Here is an 18,942-nt window from a genome sequence, read left to right on the forward strand (position 1 = left end):
ATTTATTATATTAGCTGGAATGATTTAACTCAAAGATAAATGAATTAATATCACCACGATATTTAGATATTGAATATTCGATTGGAGTTCGATCGTGGCTATATCCAATAGAATGGAAATAGAAAATAGGATCTCCTTCTTCAATATCTAATAAATCACTAGTTGTTTCATCGGCTTTTAATACATCTAATTTTCGACGTATTTGGAGAATTGGAAAATTCATTTTTTCTAAAACTGAATACAGTTTTTCTTGTTTAAAGTCATTATCTAAAAAATTAGGCAATGCTTTTACTGGCAAATAAGTTGTTACTAGTACTATTGGCTTGTTTTCGGCATAACGTAGACGCACTAATTTGTACACAGAATCAAATTCATTGATGTCTAAATGTTTGGCAATATCAAAGGTCGCTTTATCTAATTTAAAGGTTAAAACTTTTGTTTTAGGGTGAAGTCCCTTGCGATTCATTTCAGAATCATAACTTTCGATAATATGGGTAAATTCTTGATTAATCTTTTGTTGCTTAACTATTGTTCCTCGACGTTTGCGACGTTCAAGGTATCCATCGTTGACCAAAAACTGAATAGCTTGGCGAACAGTTGGTCGACTGACTTGATAAATATCTGTTAATTCAGATTCTTTAGGAATTAATTGTCCTTCAGCATATTCACCTGACTTGATTTTTTTTAATAAATCTTGCTGAATAAACAAATGACGTGGAATTTTATTATTAGAATCCATGATGCTTATTTTTAATTATTATATTAATACATATTAATATATTAGTGTAAATATGTAAAATAACCACATTTAACTTATTAAAAAATTTAATTTTTATTTTCATCCAAAAGCTAATCAAATGCTTTAGCTAATACACCTAAACCTTGATAATGATATACATCAGTTTGGTAAGCGATTAAAGCGGATTCACCTTTGTGTAAAGTTAATGATTGTGATTCAGTTGATAAGGAGATTTTTCCATCAAGACATAACACAATCTGTGCACTATCTACTTGTTCACTATGCAAATTTTGGTCACTTTTTATGATCTCAAATTTAAAATCATCAACCGGTACGGGAAAATCAATTTTATTATCTTTGATAATTGGTTTAATTAATAGTTGATTTAACGCCATACTTTCAAAATTAGTATTATTAATTAGTTCTAAACTATCAATATATTTATGGGTGAGGCCAGCTCTTAATACATTGTCGGAATTAGCCATAATCTCTAGACCGGTACCAGATAGGTAGGCATGCGGTGTTTTGGCTGATAGAAACATAGCTTGTCCTGGTTTCAGTTCAATTACATTTAATAATAATGGCATGAATAAACCAATATCATCAGAATAATCTTTAGCTAGAGTCTTAATGGTTAAATAGGGTTCGTCATTGAATGTACTGATTTTCATCAAGAGCTGTTTAATTAACGAGGTCTTTGTTTGAGTCGGAAGAGTTAATAAGTATTCAAAAAAATGTTTTAATTGGTCAGGATGACGGTTGTTTTTTAATTGTGATATTGGGATAGTTAAATCGGATAAGGCAATTTTTTCAAACAACATGATAATTTCATCAATAGCACGGAATGAACGCATAGCTTTGAATGGAGTTAATGCATAAATAAGTTCAGGCTTATGATTGGGATCTTTATAATTTCGATTGGGTGCATCACTAGCAATACCTTGTTGGTTCTCTTTTGCAAAGCCAATTTTAGCATTTTCCAATGTTGGGTGGACTTGAATAGATAATGCTTTGTTTGCTGAGAGAATTTTGAATAAAAAGGGGAGTGAACCAAAATGCTGAAAGGTTTTATTACCTAAAATTTTCTGTGGATTGTCTTTTATTAACTTATCAATCCTTATTTTGCCTAGCTTTTCATCAATTGCTAAAGAGCAACCAAGCGGATGCATGCCCATCCAAATTTCAGCCATAGGCTCCGACGTCGGATTGGGAATAGCAAATAAATTGGTTATGCCATCGATACTACCCCAATCATAATGCTTGATAGTATTGTCTAGTTTCCATATAGTTTGGTTCATTTTCGCATCCTTTTAAAATTTTTTATCGCAGTAATCTCCACTAGATATAACATAACTATACACTTGATATAATAACTTTCAATCAGTAATAAACAACATTTCAGAATTCACTTATTAATCTGATTCTTAAGACATTAATTTAGATTAATCAATAAAAGTATTTAGATTTTATACCAATAATTTAATGCTTATCTTAGTAGTAAATGTCATTTATTTCTATCGGCTAAAAAAAGGAATCAACTGTTTCATTAGCAGTCAGTTTAATCATGATTGTAGATTCTGTTTTCACAATTGGTTTTAATAATATTCGCCTTTGAAATATTACTATTTTTTTCAGATAAAAAAGGGTAAAGACAGAGTTATTTTTCTTAATGACTTTATAATTATGATAAATCGCAATAGCTATTTAACTTTAAGCAATCAGGCTATGGTGGATAGATCACAAAATTAAATTATGGAATGATTAGTGGGTTTAGCGAGATTTATCATTTTAAAAATCATTTTTCACCAACAAGTGAAAGCTTTCATTAATATGGTTTTGGTCGATTTATTCTTGAATATCTAAAAATATTAAATCATTTTGAAACTAATAAATAGAAAATTGGTAATACATGTAGTCATTATTTAAAGAGACAATTAATTATTTAATACCAATATGTTGTTATTCATTGATTAATTTAGCTTCGTCATAAATAAGTCGGAACTGTATTTTACAGGCAATTAAGTATATAATGCCGAGCTAATTCATTTAATCATTAGCAAAAATACAGAGTTATGAAACCTTCAATTATCAGTAAGTTGGAAACGCTACAAGAGCGTTATGAAGAGGTTCAAGCATTACTATCTGATGCAGCGGTTATAGCCGATCAAAACCGATTTCGTACCCTTTCAAAAGAATATGCACAGTTAACCGATGTGGTTAAATGCTTTGCTAATTGGAAGCAAACACAAGAAGATATTGAAACTGCCAAAATGATGCTTTCTGATCCGGAAATGAGTGAAATGGCTCAAGAAGAATTAAACGAAGCATTAAGCCAAGTAGAGCAGCAAGAAAAACAATTACAAGTTCTATTGTTACCTAAAGATCCAAATGATGATTATAACTGTTTTGTTGAAGTGCGCGCTGGTACTGGTGGTGATGAAGCAGCAATTTTTGCTGGTGATTTAGCGAGAATGTATACCAGATATGCTGAATCTCGTAATTGGCGTGTCGAAATCATGAGTTCAAATGATGGAGAACATGGCGGATATAAAGAAGTTATCATGTTAGTAAGTGGTGATGGTGTATATGGACAGTTAAAATTCGAATCTGGTGGTCACCGAGTTCAACGTGTACCAGAGACTGAATCACAAGGACGAATTCACACTTCGGCTTGTACTGTTGCTGTTTTACCAGAAATTCCAGAAGCTGAAATGCCAGAAATCAATCCTGCAGATTTGAAAATTGATACTTATCGATCATCAGGGGCTGGTGGTCAGCATGTTAATACTACTGATTCAGCAATTCGTATTACCCATATTCCAACTGGAATTGTAGTTGAATGTCAGGATGAACGTTCACAGCACAAAAATAAAGCTAAGGCGATGTCAGTATTAGCTGCCCGTATTCAAGATGCTGAAATGCGTAAACGTCAACAAGAGGAAGCGTCAACCAGACGTAACTTATTAGGTTCTGGTGATCGCTCAGATCGTATTCGAACTTATAACTATCCTCAAGGCCGAGTTACTGATCATCGTATTAATCTTACTATTTATCGTCTAGATGAGGTTATGGAAGGTAAATTGGATATGTTGATTGAACCAATTGTACAAGAATATCAAGCAGATCAACTTGCAGCTTTATCGGAACAGGATGAATGACCTATTTACAATGGCTTAAATCTGCATCACAAACTTTAACCGACAGCGAAAGTCCAAAACGTGATGCTGAAATTTTATTAAGTTTCGTCACTCATAAAACACGTACCTTTTTGATGGCTTTTAGTGAAACATTATTAACTGATGATGAACTCATTGCTTTAGATGGTTATTTAAAAAGGCGTCAAGAAGGGGAACCCATTGCCTATATCACTGGAGAAAAGGAGTTTTGGTCATTAAAGTTTAATGTTTCAAATTCGACCTTAATTCCAAGACCAGATACCGAAAAAGTTGTTGAATTAGGTTTAGAGTATTTGCCTAAAGTCCCTTGTGAAGTTTTAGATTTGGGAACTGGAACCGGTGCTATCGCGATTGCTATGGCCACTGAGCGACCAGATTGTTTATTTACTGCAATTGAGAAGAATAAAGATGCTTTGATTTTAGCCCAAAAAAATGCCAATCAAATAGGCGTAAACAATGTTTATTTTTTACAGGGTGATTGGTATAAACCAATTAAAAATCGTAAATTCTCAATGATAACTAGTAATCCACCATATATCGAGCCAACTGATATTCACTTATCTCAAGGCGATGTTCGCTATGAACCTAGAAGCGCCTTAGTTTCTGAGGATGATGGCCTTGCTGATATTAAAGTCATTATTCAAGGTGCAACCAAGCATTTAAATCAATATGGTTGGTTGCTTATCGAACATGGCTGGAAGCAGGGTTTAGCGGTACAAACTATTTTTAAACAACACGGATTTCAATTAGTTGAAACCATCACCGACTATAGTGGCAATGACAGAGTCACCCTTGGTCGTTGGTTTAAACCTTAACTAGGAATAAATTTATGATTAAACAAAAAAGAGTAAAAGTTGGTAATATTACGGTAGCAAATGATTTACCATTCGTGTTATTCGGCGGCATGAATGTGCTTGAATCACGTGATTTAGCAATGAGAATATGTGAGCACTACGTAACTGTAACCGATAAATTAAATATTCCTTATATTTTTAAGGCTTCTTTTGATAAAGCGAATCGTTCATCCGTTCACTCTTATCGAGGTCCTGGATTAGAAGAAGGAATGAAAATATTCCAAGAATTAAAACAGCAGTTAGGGGTTAAAATTATTACTGACGTTCACACTGAAGAACAGTGCCAACCTGTAGCAGATGTTGTCGATGTTATACAATTACCGGCTTTTTTAGCAAGACAAACCGATTTAGTTGTAGCAATGGCGAAAACTGGTGCAGTAATTAATGTTAAAAAACCACAATTTGTTAGCCCTGGCCAAATGGGTAATATTGTCGAAAAATTTGAAGAAGCAGGTAATGACCAAGTGATTCTCTGTGATCGAGGTAGTTGTTTTGGTTATGATAACTTAGTGGTTGATATGCTTGGCTTTAATGTCATGAAGAAAGTCAGTAATGGATCGCCGGTGATTTTCGATGTAACTCATGCATTACAATGCCGTGATCCTATGGGAGCAGCTTCAGGCGGTCGTCGTGGTCAAGTTACTGAATTAGCTCGTTCAGGTATGGCAGTGGGGATTGCGGGATTATTTTTAGAATCACATCCTGATCCAAGCCATGCAAAATGTGATGGTCCATCAGCATTGCCATTAGCTAAACTTGAACCATTCTTACAACAGATGAAAGCCATTGATGAACTCGTTAAAAGCTTTGCAGAGCTTGATACTGAAAACTAATTTAAGTTCAATATGACTAATTATTAAGAGAAATGCTATGCATTTCTCTTTTTTTTGCCTGTTTTTTATCAACGACTTGCTTTTAATTATTACTCTTTGCTAATTCCTTTCTTAATATCATCGTCATGTCATCACCCCAAAAGTTATAAAAAATGATTAATTTATTCTGTAAAAAAAGTGTGGAGAATTTCACAAAAAAAAACCAAATTTTTAATTTTTTGGTGATTTTGATCACGAATTAAGATCATTTAATTCGCGGACTAAAATATGTTTATGTATTATAAAAATGCATATTTACCTTATCTCCACTTTGAATATGTTAAGTAAATATTGTCTAAACAACAATTAAAAGCAGTTGAAAATTTAGTTTAACTTATAAAAACCAATCAAAAGTTGGCAATTTTAATGCTCGTTTACACAGCCTAATTTTAGGGAAGCAACTATGAATAATAATGAATTATTACCCTGTCGTTTTAATCTTTTTACTAAACTTTTTTTATCTATAACTGTTTTAACCAGTATATGCCCAGCACAAGCTGAGTATGTCAGTAATTTTGTCGATGATGCATCATTAACTGGAAACATATTTTTCTGGAATCGTGATCGTGAAAGAAAAAACCTTAAAGTACATAAATACGAAAAAAACCTCAGACATTCATCATTTAATACCAATTTAGACTTTAGGTCAGGTTATATTGCCGATCGACTCGCTATTGAATTGGGCGGTTATGGTGCATGGGAGGTCAGTAATGGTGGTAAAGGGCATCCGAATGAGATTGGTTTTAGTGGTGCTAATACTCGTTGGAATGAAGATTGGAAAAAAGATGTTAGTGGCTTAAGTTTTTATAAAGCACAACTTAATTTTAAACTTGATGAGTTGTTTTGGATCAAGGCCGGTTATATTCAACCTTCTGGGCAAACTTTATTAGCACCGCATTGGAGTTTGTTACCTGGTACTTATCGAGGAGCAGAAGTTGGCACCGTACTTGATTTTGATGATGCGGGTGCTTTATCCATGTCTTATATGTGGACAGATAAATACAAAGCGCCTTGGTATAAACGCCTCTATGAATTCAAACGTTGGCAAAAGGGTAAAAAAATCGATTTTTTACACTCAGCCGGCATGAAATATGATTTTAAAAATGATCTTGTACTCGAAAGCGCCTTTGGCCAAGCTCAGAATTATATGAATCAATTTTTTGCGAAAGCTTCTTATAAAACAGATGTGTTAAATAATCCATTAACTATGAGTTATCAGTTTTATGGCGCTAAAGACCAATCTCATAAAGGTGCCAATGTTTATGATGGTTTAGCGTGGTTGCAAGCAGCGACTTTAGGTTACCAAGTTGGTCCTGTTGGTTTACGACTTGAAGGTGTGTCGGTAAAAGCAGAAGGTGAACAAGGGTTCTTTTTACAACGTATGACGCCTGATTATGCATCATCTAATGGACGATTAGATGTTTGGTGGAATTCTCGTTCTGACTTTAATGCCAATGGCGAAAAAGCCGCATTTTTTGAGGTGACATATGATTTAGGCCATCTAAATCATTATTTGACTGGTTGGAAAACCGGTGCATCTTATGCTTATGGTTGGGATGCCAAACCAGATTCAAAAGCAAAAAATCAAAAAAATCGTTTAGTAGAATCGGCTTATAATTTTGATTTAGGTTATACAATTCAAGATACATGGGCTAAAGATACTTCATTCCAATTACACTACACTAAATATAACAACCATGAAAATCATATCAACAGCTGGGGCGGTGGTTATGGCAACATTTTCCAAGATGAACGTGATATTAAATTTATTGTTACTTTCCCTTTCACCATTTTCAATGCTAAACAAAAATAGGTAACCGATATGAAAAAGTTTAAATCAGCTATACTTGCTACTTCGATCACATCATTATTAACTCTAGGAGCCAGTCAATCGGTTAATGCTTCACAACAAATAGTTGATACGATGAGTTCACAGCTCCGCTTAAATTATCAAATAGTCGATAACAACGCCGTAAATGCAGGGGTAGATTGTGCAGCATTGGGCGCAGATTGGGCTTCTTGTAACAAAGTGACCTTAACGCTTAAAAACACCGGGCCAGCAATAACCAGTAAAGATTGGGCTATCTACTTCCATAATATTCGTATGATTTTAGCGGTTAATAATGACCAGTATAAAATTACCCACGTAACCGGTGATTTGCATAAATTAGAACCAACAGAAAAATTTACCAATATTCCTGCTAACTCACAGGTAACTATTCCAGTTATTGGTGAATATTGGCAAATAAGTGAAAGTGATGTGATGCCTCGTTGGTATGTAACTTCAACGGATGCTAAACCTAAAATAATTGCCAACACTAATACTGACTCTGATAATTTGTCGGCATTTGTGGCCCCACTAGGTGAACAATGGAAGATATCACCTAACGATAATAATATTTTAATGACTCCTGAAAGCCGTTACCAACGTAATAGTGATATTCAAAAAATTGATGCTGATTTATTAAAAGGTCAAATTTTACCAACACCAGTTAAATTAACGGTTGGTAAAGAATCTATTACCCTAAATAAAAGTGGTGTTGATCTCATACTTAATGGCTTAGCACAAGCTAGCCAATCAGTGTTAGAAAGTCATTTTAAACAATTAAATATTGCGGTGACAAAGCAAGGGTTTAAAGTCAATGCATCGATTGATAAAACTGCCTTTGAAAAAGGTATTAATGGCAGTTATAAGCTTGATATAACACCACAAGGTGCAATTATCGTGGCATTTGATGAAAGTGGAATTTTTTATGCTGTAGAATCGATTCTCTCGTCAATTGGCAAATCGTCAGTTATTAATACACTTTCAGTTGAAGATGCGCCTCGTTTTGAATATCGAGGAATGATGCTTGATACCGGTCGAAATTTCAAAAGTAAAAAAGCGGTATTACAGTTACTTGATATGATGTCAAAATATAAGATGAATAAATTTCACTTCCATTTAAGTGATGATGAAGGGTGGCGAATTGAGATTCCCGGCCTACCAGAACTCACTGATTTTGGTAGTAAACGTTGTCATGATTTAACAGAAAAACAGTGTCTATTACCACAACTTGGATCTGGGCCAAACAGTGATAATAATGGCAGTGGCTACTTTACTCGCGCAGATTATATCGAAATCGTTAAATATGCCAATGCGCGATTTATTGAAGTTATTCCAGAAATCGACATGCCAGCCCATGCCAGAGCTGCTATCATGTCAATGGAAGTGAGATATCAACGCTTAATGAAGAAAGGAAAAACCGAAGCTGCGAATGAATATCGATTACTTGATCCTACTGATACTTCGAATACTACTACGGTGCAATTCTACAATCGCCAAAGTTATCTAAATCCATGTTTAGATTCTTCGAAAAAATTTGCTGATAAAGTAATTAGCGAAATAGCCAAAATGCACGTTGAAGCTGGACAACCGATTTCAACATGGCATTTTGGTGGTGATGAGGCTAAAAATATTCACTTCGGCAACGGTTACCAAGATATTCATGCCGCGCAAAAAGAGGCGGGTAAAGGTTTAATCGATCAAAGTGTCGAAGATCATCCATGGGCAAAATCACAAGCGTGCCAAACTTTTGTTAGTAAAGGTGTTGTAGAAAATATCGAGCATTTACCAAGTTATTTTGCTATTGAAGTAAGTAAAATCATCAAAAATAATGGTATTAATCGCATGCAAGCTTGGCAAGATGGCGTAAAATTTGCTTCCAATGCCAAAGCTTTTGCTACCGATGAAGTGGTGGTCAATTTTTGGGATAACTTATATTGGGGGGGATATGACTCAGTCAATGAGTTTGCCAATAAAGGCTACAAAGTGATAGTTTCAAATCCTGATTATGTCTATTTAGATATGCCTTATGAAGTTAATCCAAAAGAAAGTGGTTACTATTGGGCTTCGCGCTTTAATGATGAACGCAAAATATTCAGTTTTGCACCGGATAATTTACCACAAAATGCGGAAACCTCATTCGATCGTAATGGTGATGCATTTGCCGCTAAAGGTACCATGAATTGGCCAGGCGCCTATGGCTTATCAGCACAAATCTGGACGGAAAATATTCGCACCGACGATAAATTGGCCTACATGGCTTATCCTCGACTATTGAGTGTTGCCGAACGTGCATGGCATAAAGCTGATTGGGAAACTAATTATCAAAAAGATCGCGAATTTGAAAAAGGTAAAACACAATATGTTGATCAGCAAAAACTGCTAAATGATTGGAATCAATTTGCTAATTTAATTGGCCAACGAGAATTAGCTAAATTAGATCTTGCTTCAATTAACTATCGCCTTCCTGTTCCTGGAGCGAAGATTGAAGATGGCAAATTAGTTGCTAATGTTGTTTTTCCTGGCTTAACTATCGAATATTCAACCGATAAAGGTGAAAATTGGCAGGCTTACAATGGCCCTGTAGCGATAAATAACAACGCTTCGGTTTCGCTTCGTACAGTAACCGCTGATCATAAACGAACTAGCCGTGTTGAACAATTAAATTAAATGTTAACACTATTCTTATCCGTCTGGTGGCGGATAAGAATAGTCATAATTAACCGCTGATTATTTATTAATGAATGGTCTCGCTAACGTCATCTTCATCGAATTGGTCATCACTACCATCTTCAAAATAGGTTCCCCAGCCATCATAATTAACACCAAATTGGTTTGCTAGAGTTATAATTTCGGCGATTTGAGCATTAATTAATTCAGCATTTAATGGACTTTCAGTAATAATATCAAAACCAATTACCACATTACCTGCATCATCAACATCTTCGTCAGGATCGGTTGCTTCATAGCCTAATTTATAAGCTTCAACAGCGACTTTTTCTAGTTTATCAAAGTTTTGTGATGAAATATGATGTTCAATAATATACAGCGCATGTGGATCACTTCCATCTTCTAAAAGTTCTTGAATAATAGCTAGCGTATCTTGCTGAGCAAGCTGAATTTGATCTTTCATAATATACCTTTTAGTGGTCGTGCAAATTGTGTGGTATATTACACGTTTAAAAATAATTTTCGAGAAAAAAGTGATCGTTGACTTACATTCGCACACAACTGCATCAGATGGAATTTTAACGCCAAGTGAACTGGTCAAAAGAGCTGTTGATAATCAAATCAATATGCTAGCGATTACCGATCACGATACTATCAAGGGCTTGATAGAAGCGAAAGCGACCATAGAACGAGATAATTTGCCAGTTAAATTAATCTATGGTGTTGAAGTGTCAACAATGTGGAAGAATAATGAAATTCATATTGTTGGTTTGAATATCGACATTGAAAATTCTCACTTGCTTGAATTATTAACTGCACAAGAACAAAGTCGTATTGATAGAGCAATCAATATTAGTGAAAAATTAGCTAAAGTGAGTATAGACAATGCTTATGAGCAAGCACAACAATTTTCTAAAGGTGATATTGTATCTCGAGCTCATTTTGCGCGCTTTTTAGTCGCTAATAATTATGTTAAAGATATTAAACGTGCATTTAAAAAATATCTGGGTAAAAGTGGTTATGCCTACGTTCCTGCCAAATGGTGTAGTATTGCTGATGCGGTTAATGCGATACATGCAGCAGGTGGACAAGCGGTTTTAGCACACCCGACACGCTATGATTTGACCTTAACTAAACTAAAATTATTAATTAGTGAATTTAAATCATATGGTGGTGATGGTATTGAAGTTTCTCAGAGCCGCCAAACTCAAGATGATTTACAACGATTAGCAAAATTGGCTAATGAATTTGAATTACTTGCCTCACAAGGTTCGGATTTCCACGATTTGCTTAATTACCTTGATCTTGGTAAAACTACGCCATTGCCTGGTAGCGTTACACCTATTTGGCATAACTGGATATAATAAATATATTAAACTAAAATAGTATCAATTAGCGCTATAAACCGTGATGAAAAAGCCCTTTCCTCACATTTTTTTAACCTGCTATCAATAAAGAAGAATATTATGAGCCAAACTTTTTATATTCATCCTGATAACCCACAAACAAGGTTATTAGATCAAGTCGTCAAAATATTAAATGATGGTGGCGTCATTGCATTTCCTACTGATTCAGGTTATTCGCTAGGTTGTTTACTTGATAATAAATATGGTGTGGATCGTATTTGTCAAATCCGTAATCTGGATAAACACCATAACTTTACCTTAATGTGCCGTGATTTATCTGAGCTTTCTTCTTATGCTTTTGTTGATAATACTACTTTTCGATTATTAAAAAATAATACCCCAGGTAAATATGTTTTTATCTTACAAGCGAGCAAGGAAGTACCACGACGTTTGATGAATGAAAAACGCAAAACGATTGGACTGCGTATTCCTGATAATAAAATTGATTTAGCGCTTCTTGAATTATTAGGACAACCTTTAATGACAACTACGCTTATTTTACCTAATGAAAATGAAGCTCAGTCTGATCCCGAAGAAATTGAAGATAAAATTGGTCACCAACTCGATGCTATCGTTCACGGAGGTTACATCAGCGAACAACCAACGACAGTCATTGATTTGACCCATGATTATCCAGAGATTATTCGAAAAGGAAGTGGTGATATTACACCATTCGAGTAAAAATATTATCAATACAGTAATTTAAGTAAACAATGATACCTGAGAAGGTAACAGTGAGGATTATATGAAAAAAATTAAAACTGCATTTATCCAAAAATTAGGCCGAACAGATGAAGTGACAATGCAAAAAAATGAAAATAATATTGCTCGTAAAAACACAAAATTATCTGACCCATTTGAGCGTAAAATTTCACAAAAAAACAATACTGAAAAATTACAAAAAGTATTAGCCAATTTAGGCAATGGTTCACGCCGCGAAATAGAAGCAATGATCGTTGCAGGTAAAATCAGTGTTGATGGCAAAATCGCAACTTTAGGTGATCGCGTAGATGTCAATGCTAGTCCAAAAATTCGTATCAATGGTCATTTAGTTCAGTTAAGAAGTAAAGAAAAAGAAGTTTGTCGTGTTCTAGCTTATTATAAACCTGAAGGTGAAATTTGTTCTCGAAATGATCCACAAGGGCGAGCAACAGTGTTTGAGCGATTACCTCGCTTAAAAAATGCTCGTTGGATTAATATTGGTCGACTTGATATAAATACATCGGGTTTATTGTTATTCACAACCGATGGTGAACTAGCCAATCGTCTTATGCATCCAAGGCATGAAATTGAACGCGAATACGCTGTTCGTGTATTTGGTAATATTACTGATCAACAACTTAATCAACTTCGCAAAGGTGTTCAGCTTGAAGATGGCCCTGCTGCATTTAATTCCATTAAACCACAAGGTGGTGATGGATTGAATCAATGGTTTAATGTTGTTATTACCGAAGGTCGCAATCGAGAAGTCCGTCGTATGTGGGAAGCAATTGATGTTCAAGTTAGCCGTTTGTTACGCATTCGTTATGGTAATATTACTTTGCCAAAAGGTTTATCGCGAGGTACATGGATGGAACTGGGTATTGATTCAGTTAATTATTTACGCCAATTAGTCGGCTTACCTGCTGAAGTCAAAAGCTTTACCACTAAGTCATCTTCCGATAAACGCATTGCCAAACCTAAGCGACCGAAACTTAATCAGACAAGCAAATCTATTCGTCAAAAAGTGAATAAAAAACCAACACGAATGTAAAGTTTTGCTAACCCTTAAATAAAAATGACTATTTTATTTAAGGGTAACATCATCCCGCCAATTAATTTTAAACATTTACCAAAAACACTAATAGCATTTATTGTTAATAATTAATAACAAAATGTAAAAAAGTAGCAATAAAAGTTAATAATTAGCTAAAAGTTTAGCATAAACTCAACCAACAGTTTTTTAATAAACTGATAAAAATAGCCATTTTTATATAAACATATCAAAAAATGGATATGAAATACTTGAAATAACTATTAGTAAAAAAAGTAAAGAAAGGAAGTTTATGCGCACGATTATTGCTATTTTTTGTATATTTTTATTAACGGCATGCCATACGCGAACAGCCGAAGATGCATTTAAGGAAGGTCGCTATATAGAAAGTATCAATCTTTTAGCTACCAGTTTGGATGAAAAAGGACCCGCAAAGTTTGACCAAAATGATGCTAAGCGACTTCAAACTATCGTTAGTAGTGTAATGCAGTTTTATGAAAAAGACCTAAATCACTTCCATAAATATGATTATCCACAAAAAATAGATGCATATAAGCATTTATTAACTATGAAAGAGATATTAAGTAATCGCTTTTATTCTGATCACATCAGTTTTTTCAATGACAAATATGACACTAGGCAATTAAAGCAAACTCTTGCTAAAGAGTATTATGATTATGGTAATTACATCACTGGCACTGACAGTGAAAGTTATCGAACAAAAGCCGAATTATATAAAAATAGTTTGTCATACGACAATTATAAAAATGCCGCTATTTTATATAAAAATGCCAATACTAAATATATGCAGATGGCAGCCAAAAATTACTATGACCAAGGTAAACAATTTGAACAACAGTTAAATTATAAAGCTGCTGCTCAAGCCTTTAGTCAGGCTTCATCGATATACAAACCACTAGGTAAATATAAAGATAGTGACAAACTTGCGAAAGATAATGACAAAAAATATGCTACCCAGCAGGCTCAAGAGGCTTATCAACAAGCCAAACAACTGGCAATGAATGCGACAAAGCGTTATGAATATCGAGAAGTTGCCAAGTATTATGCGCAAGCAGCATCTATATATCAACCATATGGACAATATTTTGACGCAAGTTCATTAGCTGATACTTATGCTAAAAAAGGCATAATTAAAGTTTATTACTATGGTTCAAGTTTCACCGATGAAATAAGAGATAAATTAAGTGCAAATTATATTCAATTTGCCAATTACTCGAGTGGTGCAGAGATAGATATTCGAATTGACTTTAAAAGTGATTTTGTCGATCTAGATAAATCAGTAACCAATGAAACTAAGATTGAGCAAGTCTTTGATAAATATGTTGAAGTTGAAGATAAAGATGGCAATAAACTTCAAGTAAAAACTTATAAAGATCAAAAGTATAATTTACAAACGGTAACTTATAAAAACAAATTAACTTTAACGGCTAAAATGGAAGTTCATGGTATTTATAGTTATAGTAAATCATTTGAGGTTGAAGAAACGTCAGTTAAACATGATTATATTTATAGTGGTAATGTACCTGCCAAATTTCATAATCACAGTGATGGTCGCTTAAAATCGAAAGATGATTTATATACTCAAGCCAAAAGAGATTTATTATCCGAGCTAAACTCAAGATTAGACGATATAGCCAAAGATCTTTCATACCTATAATGGACAATTTTTAATAAGGAAAAATAAAATGAGAATTATTATTGCAAGTTTATTAATGTTTTTATTAGTGAGTTGTACTCACGAACGCACATCTCAAAATGCTTATGCTGAAGGGAACTATCTTGAAAGCATCAATCTATTAGCGGCAAAAATAGAGGAAAAAAGTGAAGCAAACTTTAAGCAAACTGATGCCGAAAAACTCAGTAAGCTGGTTAATGATGTGATGAACAAATATGAGGATGAATTAGCTAGCACCACTAATACTGATTATAAAAAACGCATTGAAATCTATGAAAAACTGTTAGAGATGAATAAGCGTTTAAGTAACCGTTTTTATAGTACGGAATTAGTAAACGTTTTAGATAAATATCCTGCTGAAAGTTTGAGGCAAAACATTGCTAAAGATTTGTATGATCAAGGGGTAAATTTCGAAACCCAAAACGACTATAAAGCTGCAGCTGAGGCATTTAGTCAAGCATCATCAGTATATCAACCTCTAGGTAAATATAAAGACAGTGACAAACGTGCGTATAATAATGGTAAAAAACAGGCTACTTTAATGGCAGAAGAGGCTTATCAGCAGGCAAAAATGCTTTCAGAAATTGCAATGCAACGCCTAGAATTTCGTCAAGTTGCCAAATATTATGAGCAAGCCGTGGATGCTTATCGTCATTATGGACGTTATAAAGATGCTACTTCTTTAGCTAACACCTATAAACGCAAAGGGATAATAAAAGTTTATTGCTATGCTTCCGAATACTGCTCTGAGGTAAAATTGTTACTAAATAAGGATTATGTCACCTTTGTTTCTTCTCCAGTTGGTGCTGATCTCAAAATTAAAATAACTGTTGATAAAGAATATAACAGTACAAGATCACAGATTGACATACCAAACACCCGAAAAGTATTTGATAAATACATAGAACATATCGATGCTCAAGGGAATAGGATTCAAATCCCAACGTTAAAAGATGAAACTTACTATACGAAATTGGATACTAATAACAATAGTTTAAGTCTAGAGACAGTAGTAAGGATGGAAGGAATTATTGACTTTTCTGACACTATCTATGCAAGAGCTTCAAGCTATTATGAAAATGATGATGATTTACTACCAGTAGCAAAAAGAGAACTGATCACTAAATTAAGATCATTGCTAGAAAGTACTGCTCAAGATCTTTCTTCTCTTTAATGGACAATTTTCAACAAGGAAAAACATGATAAGAATTATTATTGCCTGTTTATTAATGTTTTTATTAGTGAGTTGTAGTCACGAACGCACATTTCAAGAAGCATACGCTGAAGGAAGTTATATTGAAAGTATCAATTTATTAGCGATAAAAATAGAAGAAAAAAGTGAAGCAAACTTTAAGCAAACTGATGCAACCCAGCTGCGTCAGTTAGTTACTGAGGTGATGAACAAATATGAAAATGAATTAGCTAATACCACAAAGACCAATGATGAACAACGCCAAGAAACATATGAGAAATTATTAGAGCTTAATCAGCGGTTGAGTGATCACTTTTACAGTTCCGAATTAGCATTCTTTTTGGATAAATATCCTAGTGAACGTTTAAAACAAAATATTGCTAACTTTTATACTCAACAAGCAAATGCTATCCCAACTAATTCTGCTGGTGATTATGAAAAAAGAGCAGCGCTATATAAAAAATCTTTAGATAGATATTACGATAAAAATATCGAAAAAGCCTATATTCATGCGGATACTAAATATAGGCAGCTTGTGGCACAAACATTATACAATCTTGCTAAACAGGAAATACGTAGCGGTGATTATAATGCAGCGGTAGCTTGTTTTAGAACTATTATTAATATTTATAAGCCATTAGGTCATTACAAAGATACTGAAAAATTAGCTCATTACTATGAAAAAAAAGCGATCAGTCAAGAAGCGTTTAATTCTTATTCTCAAGGTGAAAAAATAGCTAAAAATGCGACTCGAAGTTATCAATATCGACAAGCAGCAACAAATTATCAACATGCCGCGAATACTTATGCAAAGTATGGTAATTATCGAGATTCGGAACAAAAAGCAAGAGACTATGCTAACAAGGGTAAAATAAGACTATATGTGACAGGAAATGCAAATTCATTTTCTAATTTTGTTGAAGATTATTTCAAAAATGATGATGCTATTATATTAGTTTACAACAGCAGTGATAGTGACATTACTATTAATCTTAGTGAAGATGAGCGATATTCTGAAGATGGCGGTTCAGTAACAAATGACACTAAAAAGAATGGTGAAAAAGAATATAACTTAAGAACTGAAACATTAGTAAATAATTATAGTTTAAACCTTAGCGTAAATGTTTCTGGATTAAGTGGTTATTATGACAGTTTTTTAGCTGAAAAAAGTTCAAGGCAAGTTAAGTATATTTATACAGGTGATAAACCTAGTTATGAATTTGATCGTACAGATGGTAATTATTATTCTCGAAGTGAATTAAGACAACAAGCTGAAGATGAAATAAAATCAAGACTTAGTAATTACTTTTCTCGTGTTTCTTCAGCAATTCATCAATTATAAATGATCGCCAATAAATAAAATCCCACTCAGTTATTCTCTAGGTGGGATTTTTATTATTAAAGATGTTTAAATCACAGTTAAATTTTTAATCAAACAATTATGCAAGACCTAAAACCATTCGTCCATTTCGTGTAGCAACATTAACAACATTATCTAAATCTGTATAACGGCATCCAGTCACCAATAATTTAAGTTCTTCCCACATATTACCGGTTGAAAAAGGTAACATATAATCACTGACGTTATCAGTCCCAATAGCAACAGGTATCCCAGCGGCAGCAAGTTCATCGACTGGCGTTAATGAATTTCGGGTAGGGCCATGTTCTTCACGGCGCGGGCTATCGATCCAAGCAAATGGGCAAGCAATTACCATCATTTTAGCTTCTTTCATTTTTTGGTAGAGTTTTTGACGATATTCCAAACTATGAGCGGTAATTGAAATACTATGAATAGCTACCACGCGACCGTGCATACCATGCTCAATGGTTTTATCAGTAAGTTGCTCGGTTTCGATTTCATCTGATGAGTTAAACTGGTCAACATGGACATGTACCATTTTTCCTAATGCTTTACCAGTTTGCATTAACACATCTAAATGTTTTAATCCCATTCCTTCACCATGATCTCGCTCATCACGACGAGGCAAACCACCAATAATATCCACTAAATCAGCACCTTTATCAAACCAGTATCGGGCTTCTTTATCAATGACTCCTTTAAGAGTTTGGTTGACTAATTTAATCGTAATATCGTTTTTATATGTTTCACGAGCGCGCAGCGCACCTCTAATTGCTCGCTCTTCGGCAATAGGGTCAATGTCAACAAATGAACCCATGGCAGTAACACCTTGTTCGATCATGCGTTCAACCGCCATGCTAAAATGCCGATAATAATCATCTTCGGTCATTGCTGCTTTCACTTTATCAAGTGTGTCCCATTTTTCAATTAAGGTCTGTTTTTGGTAGACATCAAAACTATCTACAGTGATAGTAAAAGCACGATCAGCATGCATATGTGAATTAACCCAACCACCATGTTGTTTAATTTTGTTCATCAAATATGCTTTTAAACTCTGATCTCGACTAGTTGATAACATTTGTTTATTATCGGTCATAATGCGCCTCTAAAATTTGGTTACTATTAAGTTTTAATTAAAAATGGATAAAAAAAATCCCCCAAATAGGAGGATCAATACAATTTATATGCGTTATTTTTTAGGATTACAAAATTACAATTAGTCATAGAATATTCAACATTAAGCTTTAATAATTTGCAAAGAATTCTAATGATTTAATTAATAATATCAAGCATTTTAATTTAAAAAATATTTAAACAAATGAAATAGTTAAAGTATTATTTTTGAGATTTTTAACTATCAAACTTATTATAAAATCGCTAATCCTTTTTAATTATATAG

General features: G+C 33.9%; 15 protein-coding genes. 11 read left to right on the top strand and 4 right to left on the bottom strand.

What is annotated here, in order from left to right:
* Positions 1-10: 10 nt before the first annotated feature.
* A complete protein-coding gene (locus tag B6C99_RS08820) occupies positions 11-739 on the bottom strand; it encodes a GntR family transcriptional regulator (protein WP_086359487.1) in 729 nt (242 codons plus the stop codon).
* A gap of 110 nt (positions 740-849) precedes the next feature.
* A complete protein-coding gene (manA, locus tag B6C99_RS08825; protein WP_086359488.1) occupies positions 850-2,037 on the bottom strand; it encodes a mannose-6-phosphate isomerase, class I in 1,188 nt (395 codons plus the stop codon).
* 774 nt (positions 2,038-2,811) lie between these two features.
* Here manA and prfA point away from each other — a divergent pair.
* The 5 genes from prfA (at position 2,812) to B6C99_RS08850 (ending at position 10,136) form a co-directional block, all read left to right on the top strand.
* Positions 2,812-3,897: a peptide chain release factor 1 gene (gene prfA / locus B6C99_RS08830; RefSeq protein WP_086359489.1), complete on the top strand. Its 1,086-nt coding sequence runs from the start codon at positions 2,812-2,814 to the stop codon at positions 3,895-3,897.
* Entirely contained in the window at positions 3,894-4,730 is an 837-nt protein-coding gene (gene prmC, locus B6C99_RS08835; RefSeq protein ID WP_065579243.1) for a peptide chain release factor N(5)-glutamine methyltransferase, read from the top strand. The genes prfA and prmC overlap by 4 nt, the downstream gene beginning before the upstream one ends.
* 17 nt (positions 4,731-4,747) lie before the next feature.
* A complete protein-coding gene (gene kdsA / locus B6C99_RS08840; protein WP_086359498.1) occupies positions 4,748-5,602 on the top strand; it encodes a 3-deoxy-8-phosphooctulonate synthase in 855 nt (284 codons plus the stop codon).
* Between the two features lie 442 nt (positions 5,603-6,044).
* On the top strand, positions 6,045-7,454 hold the full coding sequence (locus B6C99_RS08845) for an OprD family outer membrane porin (protein WP_086359490.1): 1,410 nt from the start codon (positions 6,045-6,047) through the stop codon (positions 7,452-7,454).
* A 9-nt stretch (positions 7,455-7,463) separates the two neighbouring features.
* The gene (locus B6C99_RS08850; RefSeq protein ID WP_086359491.1) at positions 7,464-10,136 is read left to right on the top strand and encodes a beta-N-acetylhexosaminidase; all 2,673 of its coding nucleotides are present in this window, start codon (positions 7,464-7,466) and stop codon (positions 10,134-10,136) included.
* A gap of 67 nt (positions 10,137-10,203) precedes the next feature.
* Here the strand turns inward: B6C99_RS08850 and rraB are convergent, their stop codons facing one another.
* Positions 10,204-10,599 carry a ribonuclease E inhibitor RraB gene (rraB, locus tag B6C99_RS08855; RefSeq protein ID WP_065613284.1) on the bottom strand — a complete coding sequence of 132 codons (396 nt, stop codon included), beginning with the start codon at positions 10,597-10,599 and terminating at the stop codon, positions 10,204-10,206.
* A gap of 28 nt (positions 10,600-10,627) precedes the next feature.
* Here rraB and B6C99_RS08860 point away from each other — a divergent pair, with 28 nt between their 5' ends.
* From B6C99_RS08860 to B6C99_RS08885, 6 genes are all read left to right on the top strand, one after another.
* Complete coding sequence (locus tag B6C99_RS08860) at positions 10,628-11,500, top strand: PHP domain-containing protein (RefSeq protein WP_216819438.1); 873 nt, start codon at positions 10,628-10,630, stop codon at positions 11,498-11,500.
* A 102-nt stretch (positions 11,501-11,602) separates the two neighbouring features.
* Complete coding sequence (locus B6C99_RS08865) at positions 11,603-12,223, top strand: L-threonylcarbamoyladenylate synthase (RefSeq protein WP_086359492.1); 621 nt, start codon at positions 11,603-11,605, stop codon at positions 12,221-12,223.
* Positions 12,224-12,410: 187 nt separating this feature from the next.
* Positions 12,411-13,295: a 23S rRNA pseudouridine(2605) synthase RluB gene (gene rluB, locus B6C99_RS08870; RefSeq protein ID WP_371265834.1), complete on the top strand. Its 885-nt coding sequence runs from the start codon at positions 12,411-12,413 to the stop codon at positions 13,293-13,295.
* Positions 13,296-13,587: 292 nt separating this feature from the next.
* The gene (locus B6C99_RS08875; RefSeq protein ID WP_086359493.1) at positions 13,588-14,973 is read left to right on the top strand and encodes a hypothetical protein; all 1,386 of its coding nucleotides are present in this window, start codon (positions 13,588-13,590) and stop codon (positions 14,971-14,973) included.
* A 28-nt stretch (positions 14,974-15,001) separates the two neighbouring features.
* Positions 15,002-16,165 carry a hypothetical protein gene (locus B6C99_RS08880; RefSeq protein WP_086359494.1) on the top strand — a complete coding sequence of 388 codons (1,164 nt, stop codon included), beginning with the start codon at positions 15,002-15,004 and terminating at the stop codon, positions 16,163-16,165.
* Positions 16,166-16,190: 25 nt separating this feature from the next.
* Complete coding sequence (locus tag B6C99_RS08885) at positions 16,191-17,525, top strand: hypothetical protein (RefSeq protein ID WP_086359495.1); 1,335 nt, start codon at positions 16,191-16,193, stop codon at positions 17,523-17,525.
* A gap of 97 nt (positions 17,526-17,622) precedes the next feature.
* Here B6C99_RS08885 and B6C99_RS08890 read toward each other — a convergent pair whose 3' ends face one another.
* Positions 17,623-18,639, bottom strand: a complete 1,017-nt coding sequence (locus B6C99_RS08890) for an amidohydrolase family protein (protein WP_216819439.1) — start codon at positions 18,637-18,639, stop codon at positions 17,623-17,625.
* Between the last annotated feature and the right edge of the window lie 303 nt (positions 18,640-18,942).

It is taken from the genome of Gilliamella sp. N-G2 (assembly GCF_002142215.1).
Classification (GTDB): Bacteria; Pseudomonadota; Gammaproteobacteria; order Enterobacterales; family Orbaceae; genus Gilliamella.